Source organism: Flavobacterium sp. N2038 (assembly GCF_025947185.1).
Classification (GTDB): Bacteria; Bacteroidota; Bacteroidia; order Flavobacteriales; family Flavobacteriaceae; genus Flavobacterium.
Genome location: NZ_CP110001.1, coordinates 4286794 through 4308672 on the forward strand (window position 1 = coordinate 4286794; position 21879 = coordinate 4308672).

The 21879-nt window shown below is 32.6% G+C and carries 15 protein-coding genes and 1 tRNA gene; 4 read left to right on the top strand and 12 right to left on the bottom strand.

Annotated features, from left to right (window positions below; genetic code table 11):
- Positions 1-106 precede the first annotated feature (106 nt).
- A complete protein-coding gene (locus tag OLM51_RS18710) occupies positions 107-844 on the top strand; it encodes a DUF2490 domain-containing protein (RefSeq protein WP_264552096.1) in 738 nt (245 codons plus the stop codon).
- A 145-nt stretch (positions 845-989) separates the two neighbouring features.
- On the opposite strand, the gene OLM51_RS18715 is transcribed toward OLM51_RS18710, so the two are convergent.
- The 3 genes from OLM51_RS18715 to era all read right to left on the bottom strand — a co-directional run bounded on the left by OLM51_RS18715 (position 990) and on the right by era (position 6459).
- Entirely contained in the window at positions 990-3743 is a 2754-nt protein-coding gene (locus OLM51_RS18715; protein WP_264552097.1) for an outer membrane beta-barrel protein, read from the bottom strand.
- 124 nt (positions 3744-3867) lie between these two features.
- Positions 3868-5175, bottom strand: coding sequence for a ribosome biogenesis GTPase Der (gene der, locus OLM51_RS18720; RefSeq protein WP_264552098.1), 1308 nt, complete (start codon positions 5173-5175; stop codon positions 3868-3870).
- Between the two features lie 402 nt (positions 5176-5577).
- Entirely contained in the window at positions 5578-6459 is an 882-nt protein-coding gene (gene era, locus OLM51_RS18725) for a GTPase Era (RefSeq protein WP_264552099.1), read from the bottom strand.
- 116 nt (positions 6460-6575) lie between these two features.
- Between era and OLM51_RS18730 the strand changes: the two genes are divergently transcribed.
- Positions 6576-6648: transfer RNA gene (locus OLM51_RS18730), tRNA-Met, on the top strand.
- Positions 6649-8090: 1442 nt separating this feature from the next.
- Here the strand turns inward: OLM51_RS18730 and OLM51_RS18735 are convergent.
- The 7 genes from OLM51_RS18735 to OLM51_RS18765 form a co-directional block, all read right to left on the bottom strand.
- On the bottom strand, positions 8091-9257 hold the full coding sequence (locus OLM51_RS18735; RefSeq protein ID WP_264552100.1) for a WG repeat-containing protein: 1167 nt from the start codon (positions 9255-9257) through the stop codon (positions 8091-8093).
- A 9-nt stretch (positions 9258-9266) separates the two neighbouring features.
- Complete coding sequence (locus tag OLM51_RS18740) at positions 9267-10262, bottom strand: hypothetical protein (RefSeq protein WP_264552101.1); 996 nt, start codon at positions 10260-10262, stop codon at positions 9267-9269.
- A 6-nt stretch (positions 10263-10268) separates the two neighbouring features.
- A complete protein-coding gene (locus tag OLM51_RS18745; protein ID WP_264552102.1) occupies positions 10269-13109 on the bottom strand; it encodes an OmpA family protein in 2841 nt (946 codons plus the stop codon).
- A gap of 25 nt (positions 13110-13134) precedes the next feature.
- Positions 13135-13632 carry a DUF4280 domain-containing protein gene (locus OLM51_RS18750; protein ID WP_264552103.1) on the bottom strand — a complete coding sequence of 166 codons (498 nt, stop codon included), beginning with the start codon at positions 13630-13632 and terminating at the stop codon, positions 13135-13137.
- A gap of 11 nt (positions 13633-13643) precedes the next feature.
- Entirely contained in the window at positions 13644-14852 is a 1209-nt protein-coding gene (locus OLM51_RS18755; protein WP_264552104.1) for a hypothetical protein, read from the bottom strand.
- 342 nt (positions 14853-15194) lie between these two features.
- Positions 15195-15812 (bottom strand): HEPN domain-containing protein, encoded by a 618-nt coding sequence (locus OLM51_RS18760; protein WP_264552105.1) that lies wholly within the window; start codon positions 15810-15812, stop codon positions 15195-15197.
- Between the two features lie 238 nt (positions 15813-16050).
- Positions 16051-17439, bottom strand: coding sequence for a serine hydrolase (locus OLM51_RS18765; protein WP_264552106.1), 1389 nt, complete (start codon positions 17437-17439; stop codon positions 16051-16053).
- A 222-nt stretch (positions 17440-17661) separates the two neighbouring features.
- Here OLM51_RS18765 and OLM51_RS18770 point away from each other — a divergent pair, with 222 nt between their 5' ends.
- Both OLM51_RS18770 and OLM51_RS18775 read left to right on the top strand, forming a co-directional pair.
- Positions 17662-18066 (top strand): helix-turn-helix domain-containing protein, encoded by a 405-nt coding sequence (locus OLM51_RS18770; RefSeq protein ID WP_264552107.1) that lies wholly within the window; start codon positions 17662-17664, stop codon positions 18064-18066.
- A 247-nt stretch (positions 18067-18313) separates the two neighbouring features.
- Positions 18314-18865, top strand: a complete 552-nt coding sequence (locus tag OLM51_RS18775; protein WP_264552108.1) for a hypothetical protein — start codon at positions 18314-18316, stop codon at positions 18863-18865.
- A 134-nt stretch (positions 18866-18999) separates the two neighbouring features.
- Here OLM51_RS18775 and OLM51_RS18780 read toward each other — a convergent pair whose 3' ends face one another.
- Both OLM51_RS18780 and OLM51_RS18785 read right to left on the bottom strand, forming a co-directional pair.
- Positions 19000-19551: a GNAT family N-acetyltransferase gene (locus OLM51_RS18780; protein WP_264552109.1), complete on the bottom strand. Its 552-nt coding sequence runs from the start codon at positions 19549-19551 to the stop codon at positions 19000-19002.
- Positions 19552-19716: 165 nt separating this feature from the next.
- On the bottom strand, positions 19717-21729 hold the full coding sequence (locus OLM51_RS18785; RefSeq protein ID WP_264552110.1) for a M13 family metallopeptidase: 2013 nt from the start codon (positions 21727-21729) through the stop codon (positions 19717-19719).
- Positions 21730-21879 lie beyond the last annotated feature (150 nt).

Genomic DNA, 21879 nt, shown 5'->3' on the forward strand with positions numbered 1-21879 from the left:
TTTTTATGTTTAACTGAAATCACAAATTAGTTTTTAAAACCTATTTTATTTTTCTTAAACCCCACAGCATTTGTATAAATTCGCAGCTTGAATTTATAAGGGTTAAATGAAAATTCTCAAATTATTTTTTTTACTAGGTTTAATAAGTCCTTTTTTATCGGCTCAAAATGTCAAGACAACAGATCATCAAACCCTGACCTGGATTCGTTATTACAACATTCTGCCTTTATCCGAGAAATGGGCACTGCATTCAGAATTTGACAATCGTAGTTTTTTAAATCCTGTTCACGAAAATTTATTTGTAATTAGAGTTCAGGGCAGATATCGCGCCACTAAACTTGTAGACTTAGGCGGAGGTCTTGCTTTTTTTAATGTTAATACCCAAAAACCAGATATTGATCCTGATTATTCGATTCCGGAATATCGGGCTCAGCAGGATATTACTTTGATAAATGATATCGCTAAAATTACTTTCCACAATCGGTTTCAGTTTGAAGAACGTTTTATTCAGAAAGCCAATAAAGTTGAATTGCTCGATGATTTTTCCTTTGCTTTCCGATTCCGTTATCGATTGCAGTCAACTTTTGATCTTTGGAAAAAAGAAAACAGAAGCCTGAAAGGAACCATTTCTGATGAAGTTATGCTCAATTTCGGAAAAGACAACAAACGAAATACCTTCGATCAGAATAGATTTTACATAGCACTTCGTTATCATTTCAATCCCAATTTAGGTATTGAATTAGGATATCTAAAAAACTTCCAGAAACGCGCCAGCGGAATTGATTTTTATGATCGTGATATTATCAGGTTAACAGTCTACCACAGAATAAATCGGAAGTTTTGAGTTGTTGATGGTTAATGGTTGATAGTTAAAAATCAAATGAAATTTGATTTTTAAACTTTGAATCTTTTACATCTCAAAACCTTTGAACCTTTGTAACTTTGAGCCTCAGTACCTCAGCATCTTAGAGCCTTAGAACCTTAGAAGCTTAAAACTCTCTTTGCCTCTTCTTAGCCCCTTTTTCATTTCCTGCAAAATTTCCAATTTTATAGGCAAGCGAAAACATCACATAACGTTTTAAAACTGTATTTTCTTCATCGCGAATTGAGGTTGCTGAGATTGTTCTTGTTGCACTCTGGTTTTGATTCAGAACATCGTAAACTTTTATTTTTGCGTAGAGTTTCTTATCCAAAAAGCCATAAGACAAACTGGTATTCCAGAGATAAAAATCCTTTTTAAAATCGCTCGAAATATTCGAATTATAAGTATATCCAAAATCATTTCCGAAAATAAATTTGTCTGGCCAGTAACTAGTGGTTTGTAAATTAATTCTATGCACAACGTTTGAAGTCGCATCGCGGGTGTAGTTTTCATACTTTGTTTCATTGTATGATAAACTGTACGATGGTGCAATTACAAGTAAGTCTCCATATTCATAAGACAAATATACTTTGGGTGTTACAGCTGTAGATTTGGCATTATACAAAACTGCATTTGTATAGCCCTTATCAAAGTTATAAGATCCGTTTAAAGCCAAACCATATCGAAGCGTATGTGCATCTTTTTTAACCGACTGATTCCAGTTTCCTCCCACAGAAAAAGTATAAGTCCCGGATAAATTTACATACGTCGTGGTTCTTTTTCCACTATCATCATAAAATGATGTAGAGAAAATATCATTACCATAATAATCTCCTCTAACAAATAAACTATATCCTGAGCGGGTACGGAAATCAAAATTTCTAAAATTAAAGCTGGCAGAATTCTTCTCGATTGGCGTTAAATTAGGATTTCCGATAATGGTATTCAGCGGATTACTCAAATTGGCAACCGGCAATAAAAAACTCGACGCCGGAAGTGAATTCGAATAATCGTATTTGAAAGACATATTTTTCGAGCGGCTAAATTTATACCTAAACTGAGCACTGGCAAAAGGCAATGCATATTTCTTATTCAAATCGGTTACTTTATCAAGATACAAAGCATGATTATCATAATCAATAATCGAAGTTTTAGTATCCAGATTTACTGTAAATTTATTCTTCTGCAATGTAATCCCTACTTTCGGACTAACCGAATTTTGTTTTGAAGTTGTATAGGTAGTCAAAGATTCATTGATATCGCTGTACGACTGATTTCCGGCATCAAAATCATACGTTTTTTGATCTTTAATCTCTCTTTGCCAGTCAAAATCAGAACCAAATCTAATACGCAAAGAATCTGTTATAGGCTCAGTATATTCGATATCTAAAGAATAAGCATCATTGGTGTTATCATTTTTACTCTTTTGATTTCGTTCGTCATTTGGTTTATTATCCTGATAAAAAATAGTTTCCGAAATATTCAAAGCATCTGTAACAGCATTTGAATTATTGTTATCAAAAACAAAACTCAGATTACGGTTCTTTTTTTCAAAAGCCCGGTTAAAGTTCAGTGTATTGGCAAAATTTGTAGTCGAATTTTCTTTGCGGGATGCGGCTGTACTTTCGTTTAAAGACTGCCCGTTTTCATCTTCTGAAAAGCTTGATGAAGCAGAATCACCGTTTACACGAGTCTGATTGAATTTGGGCGTAAAAACAATTCGAGTGTTGGGATCCAGTTTGTATTCGAACTCAAAATTGGCTTTATTTCCTGTATTCTCATTTCTTGTTTTAGAATCAGATGATGTCAGGATATTACCCGTTGGTAAAAAACTTAACTGATCTGCTTTACTGTCGTTATTAGTTATAGTGTTCGAAAAATTATAACTCCCGGACGCAGAAAAATCTTTAAACCATTCATCAGAATAATTAATTCCAGCCAAATTAGATTGTGTAATACCTTTACCGCTAGTAGAAATATCACGGTTAGTATTGTTATTTCTTCCTCCGCCCATATTATCAAAAACATCATCCATAGAAAAACCGGTCGAATTGATGTTATTTGAAGAAGCCAAAACACTAATTTTTTGATTGTTATTAAAGAAATTCATCATCAGACTGCTTTCGTAGCGATCATCAGAACCGTAACCACCAAGCATTTTACCAAAGAACCCTTTATTCTTCTTTTCGTCGATCGTAAGGTTTATAGTCGAATTGTCTGAACTGGATTCTTGTTTTGCCAGTTCCTCTTTTTTGGTTTTAAAATCAGAAACCTGAACTTTTTTTATAATATCGGCAGGAAGATTTTTCAGCAACAAAGCGCCGTCTTTATCAAAAAATGCTTTCCCATTTACCAAAAACTGCGTCACTTCCCTCCCATTTACAGTTACTTTTCCGTCGTTATCAACATCTACTCCCGGTAATTGTTTTAACAAAGCCTCTACATTGGCATCAGGACGGACTTTATAAGCCGAAGCATTAAATTCTAATGTATCTTTTTTAACTGTAATTGGAGCCACTTCGGTTTTTATAACTACATTTTCTAATGCATTTACATTTTCGAGCATATAGAGTTTTCCAAAATCCTTGCTTTCCAGAATCTCTTTATTTTCCTCAACCAAGGGCTGGTAACCCATATAGTTGATTTTTAGAAAAACAGGCTTTTCAATCTTTTTGGTATTAATTCTGAAGGTTCCGTTTTTATCTGTCGTTGCATATTCTATTACAGCAGAATCTTTTACAGTTGTAAAATAAACCGTTGCCATTTCAAGTGGCAATTGTGTATTAATATCAATAACAGTTCCCTTAATAACAATATCATTTTGAGCATTTGCTGCAAAGCAAAAAAGAAAAAACAGTAAAAACGAGAAATATTTGGTCATAAAAAAAGGTTGGTTAGAAAATATTAGACCAATAAAAAAGTCAAAGGTTTAATTGTAAGTCAAATATTAAAAAATATTTAGTACAAAGCCAAAAAAAATCCCCGACTTAGCGGGGATCTTAGTTTTATTTCTCTCTAATATAAATATCGATTGGTACTCCGGAGAAGTCCCAGTTTTCTCTAATTTTATTTTCAAGATATCTTTTATATGGTTCTTTTACATATTGTGGCATATTAGCAAAAAACACAAACTGAGGCGTTTGAGTTGGCAACTGCATACAATATTTAATTTTTACATATTTCCCTTTTGTTGCCGGTGGCGGATAAGCTTCGATTACCTTCAACATATATTCATTGAATTTTGAAGTAGCAATTCTTTGTTTTCTGCTTTCAAAAACCTGAACTGTAGCTTCTAGTGCTTTCAATAAACGTTGTTTTGTTAAAGCCGAAACGAATAAAATTGGCACATCTGTAAATGGCATTAATTCTTTTTTGATTTTCTCTTCGTAATCACGAGAAGACATCGTGTCTTTTTCTACCAAATCCCATTTGTTTACCAGGATTACAACACCTTTACGGTTTTTCTCTGCCAGCCAGAAAATACTCTGATCCTGACCTTCAAATCCTCGGGTTGCGTCAATTACCAATATACAAATATCTGCATGCTCAATTGCTCTAACCGAACGCATTACAGAATAAAATTCTAAATCTTCTTTAACTTTTGCTTTACGACGAATACCTGCGGTATCTACCAAATTAAATTCAAAACCAAAACGGTCAAATTTTGTATCGATTGCATCACGCGTTGTTCCCGCGATATCAGTTACAATATAGCGATCCTGACCAATCAAAGCATTGATAAAACTTGATTTTCCAGCATTCGGACGACCAACAACAGCAAAACGAGGTAAATCTTCTTTTACCTCAACTTCTGGTTTCTCAGGAAATGCATCAATTAAAGCATCTAACAAATCTCCTGTTCCGCTTCCCGAGATACTTGCAAAAGTATAATAATCCCCTAAACCAAGATTATAAAACTCAATCGCATCTTTCTCACGCATTGCGTTATCAACCTTATTTACAGCCAACAAAACCGGTTTTGTTACTTTACGCAACAATTTAGCAACCGTTTCATCCATTGGTGTAATACCTTCTTCTACATCAACAACAAAAATAATAACATCGGCTTCGTCGATAGCAAGCTCTACTTGTTTACGGATTTCACCTTCAAATACGTCATCAGACCCTCGAACGTATCCACCTGTATCAATGACAGAAAACTCTTTTCCGTTCCACTCGCTTTTACCATAGTTTCTATCACGGGTAACCCCAGATACAGAATCTACAATAGCTTCTCTTCTTTGTATCAGCCTATTAAAAAGGGTTGATTTCCCTACATTAGGTCTTCCTACTATCGCAACAATGTTATTCATTTTTTTGAATTTTAGATTCCGGATTTACAATTTCAGATTTCGCTTTTGACTAAATCACAATAAATTATAAATACAAAATGCCTTATTTAAATTTTTTGCAAAGGTAGTTAAAAAAGTGGCTAAGTCACTATCCCGATAGCTATCGGGACTAAATACCTAAGATTTTTATTGTTTTTCCTGTTATTTCAGGCTATTTTTCAGGAGCTATTCCTGCTATTCGTTTCAATCTTTTGTTTCGCTAAAGAAGCGTCACAAAAGGATTTCCACTTCTATCAGGGCTAGGGCTTCAGTTTTCAGTATCAGTTTTGAGTTTTACACTAAACGTTTCATATCACACAATAAACATTAAACAATAAGAAACTTTAAACAAATCAACGATTAAACAATTAACCGATTAAACCCTTACTGGTTATACCCAAAACGTTTCAACATATTGGCATTACTTCTCCAGTTTTTATTCACTTTTACGTAAAGTTCAATGTGAATTTGTTTTCCGAAGAATTTCTCCAAATCAGCACGGGCATCGGTTCCAACTTTCTTCAAAGCAGCACCTTTGTGTCCAATAATGATTCCTTTTTGAGTATCGCGTTCTACCATAATTACCGAACGGATCCTGATAATCTTTTCGTCTTCAAGAAATTCTTCTGTTACGATTTCTACTGCGTATGGAATCTCTTTCGCGTAATTCAATAAGATTTTCTCACGGATTGTTTCGTTAACAAAGAAACGTTCTGGTTTATCTGTTAATTGGTCTTTAGGGTAATAAGGTGGTGATTCTGGAAGTAACTCGATGATTCTGCCAAAAACTTCCGGTACATTGAAATTCTGCAAAGCAGAGATTGGGAAGATTTCTGCATTTGGCACTTTTTCTTTCCAGAAAGCCACCTGAGTTTCTAATTGTTCCTGGTTTGAATTGTCTATTTTATTTAAAAGCAATAAAACCGGAATTTTAGCGTGAATGATTTTATTAAAGAAAGCTTCATCTTTAAGATCCTGCTCCCCTATTTCGACCATATAAACTAAAATGTCTGCATCTTCAAAAGCCGATTTTACGAAGTTCATCATCGATTCCTGCATTTCATATGCTGGTTTGATGATTCCGGGAGTATCCGACAAAACTAACTGAAAGTCTTCTCCGTTTACAATTCCTAAAATTCTATGACGTGTAGTTTGTGCTTTTGATGTAATGATCGACAATCGCTCTCCAACGAAAGCGTTCATTAATGTTGATTTTCCAACATTTGGATTTCCGATGATGTTTACGAAACCTGCTTTATGTGACATTTTTGTTTTATTTATTCTGCAAAGGTAGTCATATCAAGTTAATACAGAAAATAAAACATTTTTTAAAGTTTTCGTTGGATTTCTCGAAAATCGGCGTATCTTTGCACCCTAAACATCGCGGGATAGAGCAGTAGGCAGCTCGTCGGGCTCATAACCCGAAGGTCACAGGTTCGAGTCCTGTTCCCGCTACTAAAGAAAAACACCACTTGAAAAAGATGGTGTTTTTTTTTATTCAAAATTTTAACAGCTAGTCGGGCTCATATCCGCCGCGGCGGACACAGGTTCGAGTCCTGTTCCCGCTACTAAAGAAAAACACCACTTGAAAAAGATGGTGTTTTTTTTTATTCAAAATTTTAACAGCTAGTCGGGCTCATATCCGCCGCGGCGGACACAGGTTCGAGTCCTGTTCCCGCTACTAAGAAAAACACCACTTGAAAAAGCTGGTGTTTTTTTTTTATTCAAAATTTTAACAGCTCGTCGGGCTCATATCCGCCGCCGCGGACACAGGTTCGAGTCCTGTTCCCGCTACTAAGAAAAACACCACTTGAAAAAGCTGGTGTTTTTTTTTATTCAAAATTTTAACAGCTCGTCGGGCTCATATCCGCCGCCGCGGACACAGGTTCGAGTCCTGTTCCCGCTACTAAGAAAAACACCACTTGAAAAAGCTGGTGTTTTTTTATTCAAAATTTTAACAGCTCGTCGGGCTCATATCCGCCGCCGCGGACACAGGTTCGAGTCCTGTTCCCGCTACTAAGAAAAACACCACTTGAAAAAGCTCGTGTTTTTTTTATTCAAAATTTTAACAGCTCGTCGGGCTCATATCCGCCGCGGCGGACACAGGTTCGAGTCCTGTTCCCGCTACTAAGAAAAACACCACTTGAAAAAGCTCGTGTTTTTTTTATTCAAAATTTTAACAGCTCGTCGGGCTCATATCCGCCGCCGCGGACACAGGTTCGAGTCCTGTTCCCGCTACTAAGAAAAACACCACTTGAAAAAGCTGGTGTTTTTTTTTATTCAAAATTTTAACAGCTTGTCGGACTCATATCCGCCGCGGCGGACACAGGTTCGAGTCCTGTTCCCGCTACTAAGACAAAAAGCTTCAGAGAAATCTGAAGCTTTTTTTGTTTTTATCTTTCTGATTCTCTTTGCGGGCACAGATTGCAAATCTACGCTATCGTTGTCTACATATCGGAGCAATCGGGTACACCTAGTCAGATTTGGGCTCATTTTTTCGTTTTAAGACAATATAAAGTAAAAAAAACAACCCGAAGGTTGTCTTAATTTGTATGTGATATTAATATAAATAATTGATAATCTGTTTTTTTCATCTAATAATTAACCACCCACACATCTGATACATTACCAGAAAATAATTAGTAAAACACAGAATATCCATTTTAATGCATTCATTTTTAATAAATTTCAAATTCTGTTTTTCCTTTAGATATATAAAAAACAACTATTCAAAAATAGAGGTCTTAAACCGCCATCGTGATTTACTTTGGCTCAAAGAGAACTATTTCCTCTTAATCTATTGTCAGTAGTTGATTGCATTAGTGTAACTAATTTTCCATCGTCAAAAACACCATTTTATAATTTTCAATAGGCCGCATTTCCAGACTCAAATATAATTATTTGTAGATAACTTTATCATTTATCAAATCACCTTTATAGTTATATGTTTTATTCATTATGAAATATCTTTTATCTTTATCGTTCAATTTATCACCTACCCAAGAATTGCTATTTTTTTTACCTTTCATTACAAAATTTCCTTGTGTATCAATTAACCCATAATTAAAATCATCAATGATTACAAATGCATAACCTGAATTGAATTCATTACATTTTGCAAATTTTGGTTGGGCAATTATATTTCCCTGAGCATTTATATAACCTACTTTATCATTTACTCTAATTATCGCATGATTATTTACAAAATTGGTTACCCCATCATATTTTGGATAAATTAATATATTTCCTTGAGTGTTTATAAAACCCCATTTGTTATTTTTGCAAATCCTTATTAAATTTTCACTTTCCACATCATCAATATAAGAAAAATCTAAAGGCTGTACAATTTCTCCTTTGTCATTCATTAAACCATAAAACTGTACATTATCTGGTTGGGTAATAACTATAAATAAATTTTCGCTGTTAGGAAGTTCTGATATTGCATAATCATATATAAATGGAACAATTAATTCTAGTTTGTCATTTATTATTCCCCATTTATAGTTCTTTTCAACAGTAATTAATTTCTTGTTTGAAAGCAAGATATAGTCTTCAATACCTTGATTAGATATTTTTTTTAAATTCTCATCAAAAACTTCCACACTTTTGAAATCAAATTTATGAGCTAAAAAATATTTCCCTAATTTGTCAAAACTTCCATATTGAAATGGCAGAATCATTTCTTCTCTATTTTTGAATACTGCTAGTTTGTATTCTTTATTGTAAAAAACATCCGTTTCATTATTTATTGAAGAATGAAAGTCAGAAAAATTTCTCAATGGTACGAGTCTCCTATTTTTTACATCTAACCAATTTAAAACAATTTCACCATTGGATTCTATTTTTTCCATATAGTAATAATTTGCTCTTTTTGCTAAATCAAAGCGTTGTGCAGGTATAATTGTATCCCCTTTTTCATCAGTAATGCCATAATTATAATCATCATCATGAAAAACATTGAAATGTCTTTCTATACTATTTTCGCTTTTCTTTTCTTGACCACAAGATGACAAAGAGATTGTTAATACGAATAAAAATAGATTCTTTAGTGTTTTTTTTATCATTTCCACAATTTATCTCAATATTTTCAATTCACTCTCATTATCAGGAATATATAGATAATATTTTCTAAATTTAGCTCTCAATCCTTCTCTCTCAAATTTACCCCATAAAGCTGACTTTCCTCTTAACTTTCCGTCAAGACTTGTAAGTTCTAAACAAACAATTCTGCCATCTCCATAAAATACCATTTTATAGTTCTCTAATGGTTCCAGTTTAAAATTTTCTATTGTAAAAGGGTCAAGATAGGCTTGTAAATTTTCTTCTAAATCAACTCTAGTATCATACACGCTTTGTGAACATTCTTTTTCCTTCAATTCCAAAAAAGAAAAAAAGTCATCAACCTTTTTACTATTTATAATTTCCCATTGATTTTTATAAAAAGCAATTACTTTTTTCTCAAGTGTATGTGGGTCCTGTTTTCTCAAGTCCATTCCTTTGCTTAAACTATCAAATTGATAAGGTACAGTAGCGTTAAACGTAAAACTTGCTTCATAGTATGTTTTTCCAGTTGCTTCAAATTTGCTTATAGAATAACCATATGGGTTTATTGTTGTGGTGATAGGTGTTGTATAAGACATTGTTTTTTTTCCTTCTTGCTCTTTCTTATCATTGTCAGATTCTGTTATTTCGATATTCATTTCGGTATCAGAAACAAATTTTGAAAGATCAAAATTACCAACTTTTCCTGCGGGATATAACCTAAAAGTTACTTTTTGAATGCCACTTTTAAAAATATAATTATTTATATCTAAAGTTCCTTCGTCAGATTGTTCTTTAAAATTTTTATTTACGGGAATATCATTTACCAATATTTCTGAAAAACAAGAGTTTTGCCTGAAAGTTAAATAATACATAGGTTCATAATTAAAATGCTTTATGTTATTAAGCATTCTTTCTACATAATTTTTACTCGTTAAATCGCTCATTTTACTATTATTTGAATTGTTCTGTTGTTTGCAAGAGGGAAAAATTAAAAGTGCTGTTAAAATGAAAATTGCATTTTTCATAAATATTTATTTTTGTGTTGCAGTATTAAAAAAATATATTCTACCCAAATTATACGTGTCACCATCGAATAAGGTAAAGGGTATTGGTTTTCCTTCGTTTGGAGAATAATCAAGTAATTCTTCATCTTGAGCTCTCACTTTCACATTCCCAGTAAAAGCACCTTTGAGTCCTGAAAAGATTAATTTTTTTTCCATGAATAACCCTTTTCCTCCTTTTTGATCATAACCGTATTCAGTTTTGACAACAGCTTCACAGTTAAGGTCTAGTTTGATATTTGCGTCTACTTGTATTGGATAAAACTTAAAGAATTTTTTGGATACATCACCCTCTAAAAACATTTTACCTTTTATTTTTTCACTGTAGGTAACCGTCTGGGTTTGTACTAGATTTGCTATCTTATCAGTAACAGTATGGGTATTAGTTAGTAGGTTATATTGTATCCTATGGTTAATTGCAATTTCACCTACTATACTTAAAGTTGCCGTTAGATTTGTTTTTATAGTTTTTAAAAAGGCATTTATTTCTCCTTGTTTTTTCTGATTATCTTTATGAGTTAGTTTTTGTTTAATGAGATCTTTTAAATCAAATTTTTTCTCAAAATTTATCGCTACCAATGGATCAGCTTTTATGTTAGCTTCAAAAATTAATGCCAATCTGTTGTCTAATTGCGTTTTATAATACATACCCGTATTTATTGCAATAGACGGAGGTACTAACTCAGCTCCCGAATCATTTAAATATTTAGAGACCTTTTTTACTTTGCTTGCAATCTTAGCCAATCTTCCTTCTAAGTTTTTGCCTCTGGTTAAATATATCATCAATAAATCTATGATAATACCTATCGCTACCAACTCATAAACTACAAATGCAGCGATATATCGGGTAGTATTATCTTCTTTTATAAAATCTACTTCTGTACCTTTTAAGCTTAGAGCTTCTTCCTTTTTTTCGAGAGTTCTGTCGTAAATGGCATGCAATCCTACATCGTAAAATTCAGCCTGTTTTTCTACATAGGGAAAAAGTACATCTCTGGTAACCCACCCGCCAGGAATGAGCACCATTAAACTACCAAACACAGATTCTGTTAGCTCTTTAATTTCCTGTTTGATACCTCTTTTTAGAGAAAGCTCTTTTTGATGAAAATAAAAAGGGCTTTTATCTTGATAGTTAAACTGAAAATGTCCCATCCAAACTACATCAGGATAGGTTTTGATGTGTATTGTAGGTTTGGTCTTGTCCGAATAGTAGGCGCAGGAATTGATATAAAAATAATAATCGTTTGTTATATCACCGTAGTTAATCGTTTCTTTGGGAAATAAAAACTTACGCAAATATTTTACATAATGATTTTTAAAATCAGCATTGATAATTGAAAAAACAGGGTGCTCAATTGTATCACCGTTGTAAGGTGTTGTTTTATTTAATGAATACTGCGTATTTTCGATTACATTTTTGTCAAGACTATGTTTATTTTTTCCTTCTTTAAAACAAGCCTTAAACTGCTGATCGGGTATTTTTAGTTTTACTTTTTTTCGTGGATTATAACTATAACTTGGTGCAATTATATCAATATTTATAGGATTGGCATTGTTACCATAAACTTTAAATAATAATGTTGTCCTGCGATTCTGTTCGTGCAAAGTATCTGGTATATTTTCGCCAAGGTGTAAGAGTCTTGATTTACCATATCCTTTTGCTGAAATTCTTCCTGCATCAATTCCACTTTTAACAAGCGAATCTACAATTGTCTGCGCTCTTTTATGTGAAAGTTTATCGTTATACTCATCTGTCCCTCTACAATCTGTATGAGATCCTATTTCTACCGGCAAATAAGGTGATGCTAATAAAAATTTTGTTATCTCATCAATGGTTTTTTTTGCATCTGGTCGAATATTGAATTTATCAAAATCATAATGAATTTTCTTTACTGTAATAAATCGATCTTTACCCGAAACTTGTTGGCTAAATTTTCCTTCATCAAAAATGGATACAGGTTCGTTATCTTCGTATAGAATGATTTTTTTAAAGTTGCAATGCCCGGCATTTTTCATGTATTTTTCCTGCTCACCAACTTTAAAAGCAGTAACATTTGTTGGCGGCTTAGGAAAACTCGGCTCAATTTTCTTTTTTATCTTGAGAAAACGTGCATGTATAGTCTCGTTATTACTATTGGGAATGTATTTTTTTGTTATTGGGTTTTTGACTTTTATATAAAATTGTTCGACATCTTTAATTCCCTTTATTTTACCAAACCATGTAAAAGTATCTGTGATTGCAATATTTATTTCTCCGTCATTTACATCTACACTAGTGTATACATTTATGAGTTCTCCTTCTGCGTTATTTCGATAAATATCAACAATCAGATTTTTGTGTCCGTTAAGTCCTTCCGTTTCCACGTTTAAATAAATAGTTTCTCCATAGGAGAAAACTTTTGAATTACGAACATCAGGACCATCAATACTGGTACTCCATTTACTCTTGATAATTTTTGATTCGCACCATCCCCCTACAACCAATCCTGCTTTTTGGGAATATTTTAAACCTGAAATACTTGCTTCTAAATAATAGGCATATGGACCACAAAGCTTTTTGGGTAGCTTTATTCCATATTTCTGATTTGCTTTTCGAGTACTTTCAAGTAAACTCTTACGAGGTTTGTTTGTTAGAAGATTCCAATAAATATTCTTTTCTTTTTCTTCTTTTGTAGTATCATCAGCCCATTCACTTACTTGAAAATATACAAATTGGTCTGCTTTTATAGTAATTTTCACATTAGGAATGGAGTGATTTGCGGCAACTTGTCCCTCACCAGTCCACTTTATTCTTTCAATACCTTTTTCCATGTTTTTCTTTATAATAACAAACTATTTAAATACTTTCAATGTCTAAATGTTTCAGTTTTGGATTAGTCATCCCTTTTAAATCCAACAATGGATTGATTTGATTCTGTACATCAGAATTTGAATTCTTGAAATTCTGTTGACTTGGTTCAATAACTTGTCCATGTTTATCTATTTCTATACAATCAGGTCCGCCCATTGGACAGGTAGCTTTACTGTCTTCAAGTAATAATTTTCCTTGATTAGACAGGGTTACTTTTTCATAAAAGCCACTCCATTTTGTAATTGTTGCCTGACATGGCAGATAATCTCCACTTCCGTTGGGTTGCTTTTTGCATTTACCAAAAGTATTTTTCTCCAAAGTCTGCCCAATCTCTTTATCGGTTGCTATTAATTTATCTTTACTTTCTTTATCATTAGCGTAATGCTTTGTTTGGGTTTTTACTTTAAGTATATCTGTTTTGGGCTCCACACTAAATTTACACTTACACGTAGCACCCTGCACTACAATATGTTTTTCACTCATAATAAAATATGCTATTTTATTTTAAAAATATCTGCGACTGTGTCTAAAAAACGCTCAGGTTTCTCTGTCTCTCCCGCATAAAGAGAGACTCTGGGTTTGGGTTTTAAATCCTCCTTATCTTCGAGATTGGAAATCGTAATTGTTGTTCTTACTGGAATAGCAAGGTCAATACTGCATTCTAAAAATAAACACTCTACTAGATATGTGCGAGGATTTAAAAAATAACAGGAATTATATTGTCCTTGTGCTCTTTCAGGATTATCTTCTAACAAAGTATCATAAGGAAAATCAGTATCATTTTCAAAGTCTAGTTTTGTCCTGGGATCACTAAGAATTCCTTTCTGGGTTATATTTACCAGATTGTATTTGTCTAGTGTTGGTAAAATTTCTTGTTGTACCGAAAATCGAGTTTCTCCTAAAGTATTATTAATTGGAAAATAAATATTTTTTTCAAGAACTAATTGGTCTTTATATTCAATATTTAGCCCATTAAAAAAGGCTCTTAAGAACCAGTTGAAATTAAATAATTCTAAAAAAGCATCTTTATCTTCTATTCTTTGTTCGAAACGAGCTAAACATTCCTCAATTTCCTCTCCTTTATATTCTTCTAAAATTTTAGGTTTTGTTTTATACCAGCGATCTTCAATAGCATCATAATTGTGGATATCAATCCATTTTCCTTTTTCATTGACAACAATTTGAAGAGGATAAAAAACACTACTTGTTTTTTCTGCTATTTCATCAGCAATAGTGTCTGCTTCCTTTTCATCAATATAAACTTTAGAAATTCTGTTTATTTCAAAGAAAGAATATTTGTTTACATCAGTAGCTAACCATTTTACACTGATTTCTTCTTTTACAGATTGTTTGATATCCCCGTTTTCAATAGTGTAAACTCCTAAATAGCTATTTTTACCAGAAGGATTAAAAGGTAATTGATAGGACTTAGTGCTAAAACGAATATACTCCAGAGGCTCGTCCTGAAGTTCTCCGTTTGCTTTAAATTTTACAGGTTTTAGAAGAATAAATTTGAGATGATTAGGTAAATAAGCATTTATTACATCACGATCTTCTTTGCAATTAAAGTTGTGATACCTTCTCAGATCATCTAATTCTATTTCAAGTTTATTGGCAACCGATTGAGGCGTATCACCATCTTGTATTTTGTAGGTCTTATGTTTAACCTCTCCTAATTCGTCTAAAATTTCACCAATAATCATACTAAAAACCAAGATTAATTCTGATTTTAAAGATACATCTTTTTCTTACATATCAAAATAAGACAATAAGTAATTAAGTATTTATTGAAGAAAATAAAATTCAGTCATTTCTTATTAATTATAGTTTTCTTATTATTAGTGTTTTACGATTTTTTTAAATGTTTTATTTAAAAAAAAGGAGGCTATTCTTAATAATATTAAAATTAATACTTAAAGAGATATTATGTTTGCAGATGATTTAAAATTTTTAAATCATCCGTAAAATGATTCGAGAATTGTCCCGTTAGGGCTACTAAGTAAAGCTTCAGAGAAATCTGAAGCTTTTTTTGTTTTTTAGCAATATCATTGGCCATTTTCAGTGATTCTTTCACCCAATGAGGTCATATAATTAATTGGCGAATGTGGTCTAGTTTTGAAATGTTTATTTTTATGGTAAGCGCACTCAAATGAAGATATAGGATGTGCCCAATTATGCTTTCTTTGAATAAATATCTCATCAATCGTTCCCAGTCCAATTTCAGCGTCAATTTTTCCTCGAACTATAAAGTAAAACTCATCTATTTCGTCAAGCATATTTAATGAAATGACACTTCCAGTGTTTATCACATATCTTCTGTAAAAGTATTCCTGTAGTTTAATTAGCATTGATTCATAAGTTGTTAAATCCAGGTCTGGATATTGAGATTTTACATTTGCTATTAATTTGTGAACATCATGCCCTAATTTCTTACCCTTAGTGTCTATTTTATTATGTAGATCATCTAAATCCCCTGAAACATTCGAAAGAATGCTAATGTCTTTTTGGAGTAAAAGTATTTTAATAATTTGTTCAGCAGATAACCAAAGTAGATTACAGGCACCATCTATAAAGTCGTTTAACCACAAAAGTCTTCCTTCCATATAGTTTTGATCTGCCTTCTGAAGCCAAGCATTTAATGCAAGATAAGGTTCTGAATTCATAGTAGTCGATTTAAATTACTTATAACTTGTTTTGTCCTATATAGCCAAAGTTAAGATAAATAATCAACACACAATTTCATAATAACCCTCAAAAAACTGGTTAGATATTTGAATGCTTCCCGCTACTAAGACAAAAAGCTTCAGAGAAATCTGAAGCTTTTTTTGTTTTCTAAACTTTTGTTTAAAATTGAATCGTTGTGTTCACGAGCGAGACGCTCGCACCAGCATGTGGCAGTTTTTATTTCGTCCGTTTTGCTTCTATCTTTTTTCCATTCTGTAATAAAAACAAATTTGAAATTTCTCCTTTTTCGTTCTTTTCAAACTGAATTTGTGCATCTACTACTTTATAGAAAAATAACATTTCACTTTCTGCAAATATTTGGAACGCATTTTGTCCTGTTAATTGTGAAAATAGTTGGTCTTTATCTAATGAAATTTTGATTTCATAATCTTTTTCAACTTCATAAGTCCCAACAAACTTTTGAAGTTCTTCAGTAGTAATACTAATTTCTTTTCTGACTTTTTGCACAGGCAATGGTTTATTATATAGAATATTTCTAATTGCTTTAGAAGGAATTGAAACGTTGCTGTGATTTTGAAGTATTATTATTGTTTTATCATTTGTAATATGCCTATCGATAAAAGTTACATAACCTGGCCAGCCCCCATCATGGTTTACAATTTTTCCAAAATCAGCATTGTCTTCAATTCCCCAACCAAAACCATAATTCCTTCTAGCTCCGTCTTTCAAAGTTGCTACTTCAAAAACTGTTTTCATATCCTCTTTTGTGAGTAATTTATCGGTGTACAATGCTCTATCCCAAATCAATAAATCGTTTACAGTTGAATTAACTGTTCCGTCTCCAACAATACCATCAAGCCAAATAACCATTTTCGTTTCTTTCAATTCGTCTGGCAAAACATATTTTTTCAAACTATCGGAGTAAACATAACCAAAAGCATAATTGTCAATTTTCTTTGGCGATAATCTACGAGTGTACACAAAGGTATTTTTCATTTTCAACGGTTGAAAAATAGCTGTGTTTAGATAATCAGCGTATGTCATACCCGATGCTTTCTCAATTATTGAAGCCAATAGTGCATAGCCGGTATTGCTATATTCCCATTTAGTGTTTGGCTCAAATACTATTTTTGGCTGATGTTTACTAAATATATCAATTATGTCTTTGTTAGTGGCAATTTTAGATTTGTCAAATAAACTATCCATAAGCTGCATATAGTCTGGTAGACCTCCGGTATGATTCAATAAGTTTCTTACAGTTACACCTTTATAAAAAGAAAGTTCGGGTAAGTATTTTTTGATGTCATCGTCCAAATTCAACTTCCCTTTTTCTTTAAGTATCATTATCCCCATAGCTGTGAACTGCTTTGAACAAGATGCCAATTCAAAAATCGAATTTTCGTTCAATTTTTCTTTTGTTGTTTCGTTTGCAAGTCCAAAACTACGGCTATAAATAACTTTCCCTTTTTCTGCAATTAGAACATTTCCATTGATTTTTTCTTGTGAATAAAGAGAATTGAGTAAACTGTCAATTTTTTGAATTCTGTCTTGTCCAAATGTAAGATGTCCAATTAAAAGAAGTCCAATTGTAATTGTTAATTTCATTTTTTATTTCTGGTTAATTAATATCGGTGAGATGTCTCGCAAAATTGCCATCAACTTATTTATATGTGTGACAAAACCATACAAAGTCATCCAAATTTTGGCAGATATGTGTGATAAATTTCATACACTATTATTTTCAAATATATATTTTTTATCTTTGAAAGTCAAAATTTTTAGTCTGAATGGCTTTATCTTTGAACTTCAGAAAATTAAACCTTATTTATGGAACAGAAAATACATCAGGGAAGAAACGTAAAACGTTTCAGAGAAATGCTTAACATAAAGCAAGAAGCACTGGCTTATGATCTGGGAGAAGATTGGACCCAAAAGAAAATTTCTATGCTGGAGCAGAAAGATGTAATTGAAGATAATCTACTGAAACAGATCTCTACTGTATTGAAAATTCCTGTTGAAGCTTTTCAGAATTTTGATGAGGAACAGGCGATTAATATTATTTCAAATACTTTTCATGATACTCAAGGCTTAATTAATTATAATCCAACTTTCAATAATGATCCAATCGATAAATTAATCAAACTTCACGAAGAAAAAATCGCGTTATACGAGCGTATGTTGAAAGAGAAAGATGAAATGATGGCAAGGCTTGAAAAACTAATCAATAAATAATCATTTATAAAAGATATATTAATTCAAACAGAGATACCCGCTGCTATAACAAAAAGCTTCAGAGAAATCTGGAGCTTTTTTGTTTATATAAGATTTTCAAAAACAATGTTTGATTTTAGATTGCGGGTGCGAAGTCAGAGAAATTCGCAAAGCTTTCCATAAAAAACTATTCGAAGAATTTAGAAAAGTATTTCGAATCAAAAAAATATACTGAAAATGATGCTCATACAATACAACGATACAAATTATGGCCAATAAAGATTCAAAGGTAAAATATGAACAATTTATAGAACGACTAGATTTTTTTATACTCTTTGTTTTTTCTGGTTTACTAATTCTCACTATAGTAATGGCCTGCCTAATAGGTAATGAAATACTAAAAAGCACAAATATCGATGGTTCAATACATATTGATAGCTCATTGTGTACAGTCTTTTTTATATCCTGCTTTTTCTTTTTCCTTGCTTTATATAGAATTACAATAGTATTTAAAGAAGCTATTTTTTTCATCAACGAAGTTCAAATCAATCATAATGCGATAATACTTACAGGATACTACTGTAATACTAAATGGCAAGAAACTCTAGATATTAAAAACACCCAAGTTGATATAGTAACGCAGAAAAGAGGCAGAGCTCCAGAGATACATTATTTACAATTCATCGATGAATTAAACTTAAAATACAACATAAACACTTCTTTTTATTGGAGTTATGCCGAAATTTTGATTCTGTATCGTGATATAAAAAATTTACAAAAAGAAAAAATAGGAACCGTCAAACGGACACCGAAGAACTAAAATTTCTTTTTTTTATAAATGTAAGACACAAATGCACTATAATAATAATCAAAAATATAGTTAGATATTTGAAAGCGTCCTGCCACTAAAACAAAGCTTCAAAGAAATCTTAAGCTTTTTTGTTACTTGATTTCTTACTCAGGCTTTATTAAATTATCTTTTATTTTAGCATAAATATCAAGACTTATAGACTTACCATCTTTAATTTCACAGTCTTTCATAGTTCCTTCGTATTGAAAGTCAAGTTTAGCCATTACGCTTTTACAATTCTTATTTTCCGACTCCACAAATCCTTCAATTCTGTGAAGTTCTAAATTGCTAAATCCATAATTACAAATTAACGGTATTGCTTCTTTGATAATTCCATGTCCCCAAAAATCTGAAAGTAACCAAAAACCGATTTCTGCTTTTTTATGTTCTTTACTTAAATTATTTAATCCACCCGCTCCGTAGAATGTTCTGTTATCGGCCGAGCAAATAGCAAACCAAATTCCTGTCTCGTTTTTTTCTAGGTCAGCAAAAAAAAGCATTTGTTCTTTAGTTGCTTCTAAGGTTTGAAAACTCACTCCATAATATTTAATAACTTCCGGATGTGAAAGTCCTTTGAAAACATTTTCAAGATCACTATCTGCAAATTGTCGCAGCAAAAGTCTTTCGGTTTTTAGAGTTGGAAATTCTTTCTTCATGATTTTTTATTCGTTTCTGATTATCCGTTTTAGTTATTATGGGTTGATCGCTAACTTATTTATATGTGTTGTTTTATTCCCCCTAACGCGAGCGTCTCGCTCGTGAACGCAAAATATGTCCACAAGCGAGACGCTCACGCTAGCAGAGAAGATTTATCAAGATTACTACCAAATTGTTATTCTGTCTTTCTTCGGCAAAAACATTTTATCTCCTTGTTTTACATTAAATGCATCGTAAAAAGGTGTCGTATTCATTAGAGGGCCATTTACACGCCAATTTGGTGGAGAATGCGGGTTATTGTTAATCCACAAACGCAGGAATTCGTCTTTCATTTTTACTCTCCATATTTTGGCTATAGAAATAAAGAAACGTTGATCAGGAGTAAAACCGTCGATTTTTGTATTTCCTTTTCCTTGTTCGGTCATTTTAAAAGCATCATAAGCAACTGCTATTCCGGCAATATCTGCTGTATTTTCGCCAACTGTCATTGCACCATTAATATGCAAATCATCTAAAACCGTATAGGTACTGTACAAATTAATAACCTGTTGGATTCTAGACTTAAACTGAGCATAATCCTCTTTTGTCCACCAGTTTTTCAGGTTTCCATCCTTGTCATATTGAGCGCCCTGATCATCAAACGTATGGGTTATCTCGTGACCTATAACCATTCCGATACCTCCATAATTTAGGGCATCATCTGCATTATTATCAAAATATGGGGCTTGTAAAATACCTGCAGGAAAAACAATTTCATTTGCAGTAGGATTATTATATGCTGTAACTGTCGGAACTGTAGTATACCACTCTGATTTATCGACTGGTTTACCCAATTTTGCCAATTGAAATTGATATGCGGCAGTAGAAGCCGAAATCATATTCTCAAAATAGGTATTTCTGGCTATGTGTACATTGCTATAATCTCTCCATTTATCCGGATATCCAATTTTCTTAGTAATAGCAAACAATTTTTCTTTGGCCTTTTGTTTTGTAACTGGACTCATCCATTCCAATTTATCAATTCTTTTGCCATATGCTTTTTGTAAATTATTCACGAGGGTTAACATCCGTTTTTTGGCATCTTCAGGAAAATATTTCTTTACATACAATTCACCTAGTGCATCGCCCAGGTAATTATCAACAACATTAGCCATTTTTTCGCCACGTGATTTTTGAACCGCCTGACCAGAAAGCACTTTGGTATATTCAAATGAGGCATCTACAAAAGGTTTACTTAAATCATCGGCATATCTTTCTATAGAATTTGCTTTCAGGTAAATTTTCCAATTATTAATAGGAATCGTTTTTAAGAGCTTATTAAGGGCATCATAATAAGCAGGCTGACTCACATTAATAAAATCGGTTTTAGCACCTAATTTCTCTAAAAATGTAGTCCAGTCTATATTTGGATGTCTTTTTACAAGATCTGTCACGGCCGTTTTATTATAATTTGCCTGCACATCTCGAAGTTCAACTTTTGTTTTATGCGAAACAGCGATTTGTTTGTCAATATCGTAAACCAAATTAGCATTCTTTTTAGCCTCTATCGCATTGCTGCCTGTTTGCTGAAATAATGCAGTAAGGTATTTTTTGTATGATTCCTGTATAGCAACAGTCGATGAATCTGATTTGAAATAATAGTCCCTGTCCGGCAATCCGATACCCGTTTGATAAAGTTGAGCAATATTCATACTGCTGTTTTTATCATCGGTTGACACTCCAAAAGCTATAATAGAAGAGTTACCAACTTTTACTTCGTTAACTACAAAGTTCATTAAAGACGGTAAATCACTAATGGCTTCAATTTTGGCCAGCAAAGGTTTGATCGGCGTAAAACCACGTTTATCAATGGTTACTGTATCCATTCCTGATGCATAAAAGTCCCCTACCTTTTGCGCTATACTTCCTGCCGGATTCTCGTTTTTCGAAATACTGTCTAATATTCGCTGCAAGCGCATTCGTTGTGGGAAATTCATAAACATATAGGCACCTACTCCGGCTTGAGATGCCGGTATTGATACAGAATCGTACCATTTGCCATTTACATATTTAAAAAAATCATTACCAGGAGTTAATGTAGAATCTATTCCTGTGATGGCAACATTTTTTTTCTCCTGATGTTTTGAGCACGCTGTAAAAGCTAAGAATGTAATAAAGAGGGCTAAGGTTTTTTTCATAATCTAGATGATTTCTATTAAAATGAATTGAAAAACGTTTGAAAGAAGCTATTTTTAAAATACATATGCCGGGCATAATTAATTTTAGCAGAACAAGATACAAATTCAGTTTTTAATTCTAAAATTTTTATCAGAATGCTTCCTGTTACA

Excerpts from the sequence above, each read along its gene's own strand:
- OLM51_RS18710 (WP_264552096.1), top strand. The coding sequence starts at position 107 with ATGAAAATTCTCAAATTATTTTTTTTACTAGGTTTAATAAGTCCTTTT.
- OLM51_RS18715 (WP_264552097.1), bottom strand. The coding sequence starts at position 3,743 with ATGACCAAATATTTCTCGTTTTTACTGTTTTTTCTTTTTTGCTTTGCA.
- der (WP_264552098.1), bottom strand. The coding sequence starts at position 5,175 with ATGAATAACATTGTTGCGATAGTAGGAAGACCTAATGTAGGGAAATCA.
- era (WP_264552099.1), bottom strand. The coding sequence starts at position 6,459 with ATGTCACATAAAGCAGGTTTCGTAAACATCATCGGAAATCCAAATGTT.
- OLM51_RS18735 (WP_264552100.1), bottom strand. The coding sequence starts at position 9,257 with ATGATAAAAAAAACACTAAAGAATCTATTTTTATTCGTATTAACAATC.
- OLM51_RS18740 (WP_264552101.1), bottom strand. The coding sequence starts at position 10,262 with ATGAAAAATGCAATTTTCATTTTAACAGCACTTTTAATTTTTCCCTCT.
- OLM51_RS18745 (WP_264552102.1), bottom strand. The coding sequence starts at position 13,109 with ATGGAAAAAGGTATTGAAAGAATAAAGTGGACTGGTGAGGGACAAGTT.
- OLM51_RS18750 (WP_264552103.1), bottom strand. The coding sequence starts at position 13,632 with ATGAGTGAAAAACATATTGTAGTGCAGGGTGCTACGTGTAAGTGTAAA.
- OLM51_RS18755 (WP_264552104.1), bottom strand. The coding sequence starts at position 14,852 with ATGATTATTGGTGAAATTTTAGACGAATTAGGAGAGGTTAAACATAAG.
- OLM51_RS18760 (WP_264552105.1), bottom strand. The coding sequence starts at position 15,812 with ATGAATTCAGAACCTTATCTTGCATTAAATGCTTGGCTTCAGAAGGCA.
- OLM51_RS18765 (WP_264552106.1), bottom strand. The coding sequence starts at position 17,439 with ATGAAATTAACAATTACAATTGGACTTCTTTTAATTGGACATCTTACA.
- OLM51_RS18770 (WP_264552107.1), top strand. The coding sequence starts at position 17,662 with ATGGAACAGAAAATACATCAGGGAAGAAACGTAAAACGTTTCAGAGAA.
- OLM51_RS18775 (WP_264552108.1), top strand. The coding sequence starts at position 18,314 with ATGGCCAATAAAGATTCAAAGGTAAAATATGAACAATTTATAGAACGA.
- OLM51_RS18780 (WP_264552109.1), bottom strand. The coding sequence starts at position 19,551 with ATGAAGAAAGAATTTCCAACTCTAAAAACCGAAAGACTTTTGCTGCGA.
- OLM51_RS18785 (WP_264552110.1), bottom strand. The coding sequence starts at position 21,729 with ATGAAAAAAACCTTAGCCCTCTTTATTACATTCTTAGCTTTTACAGCG.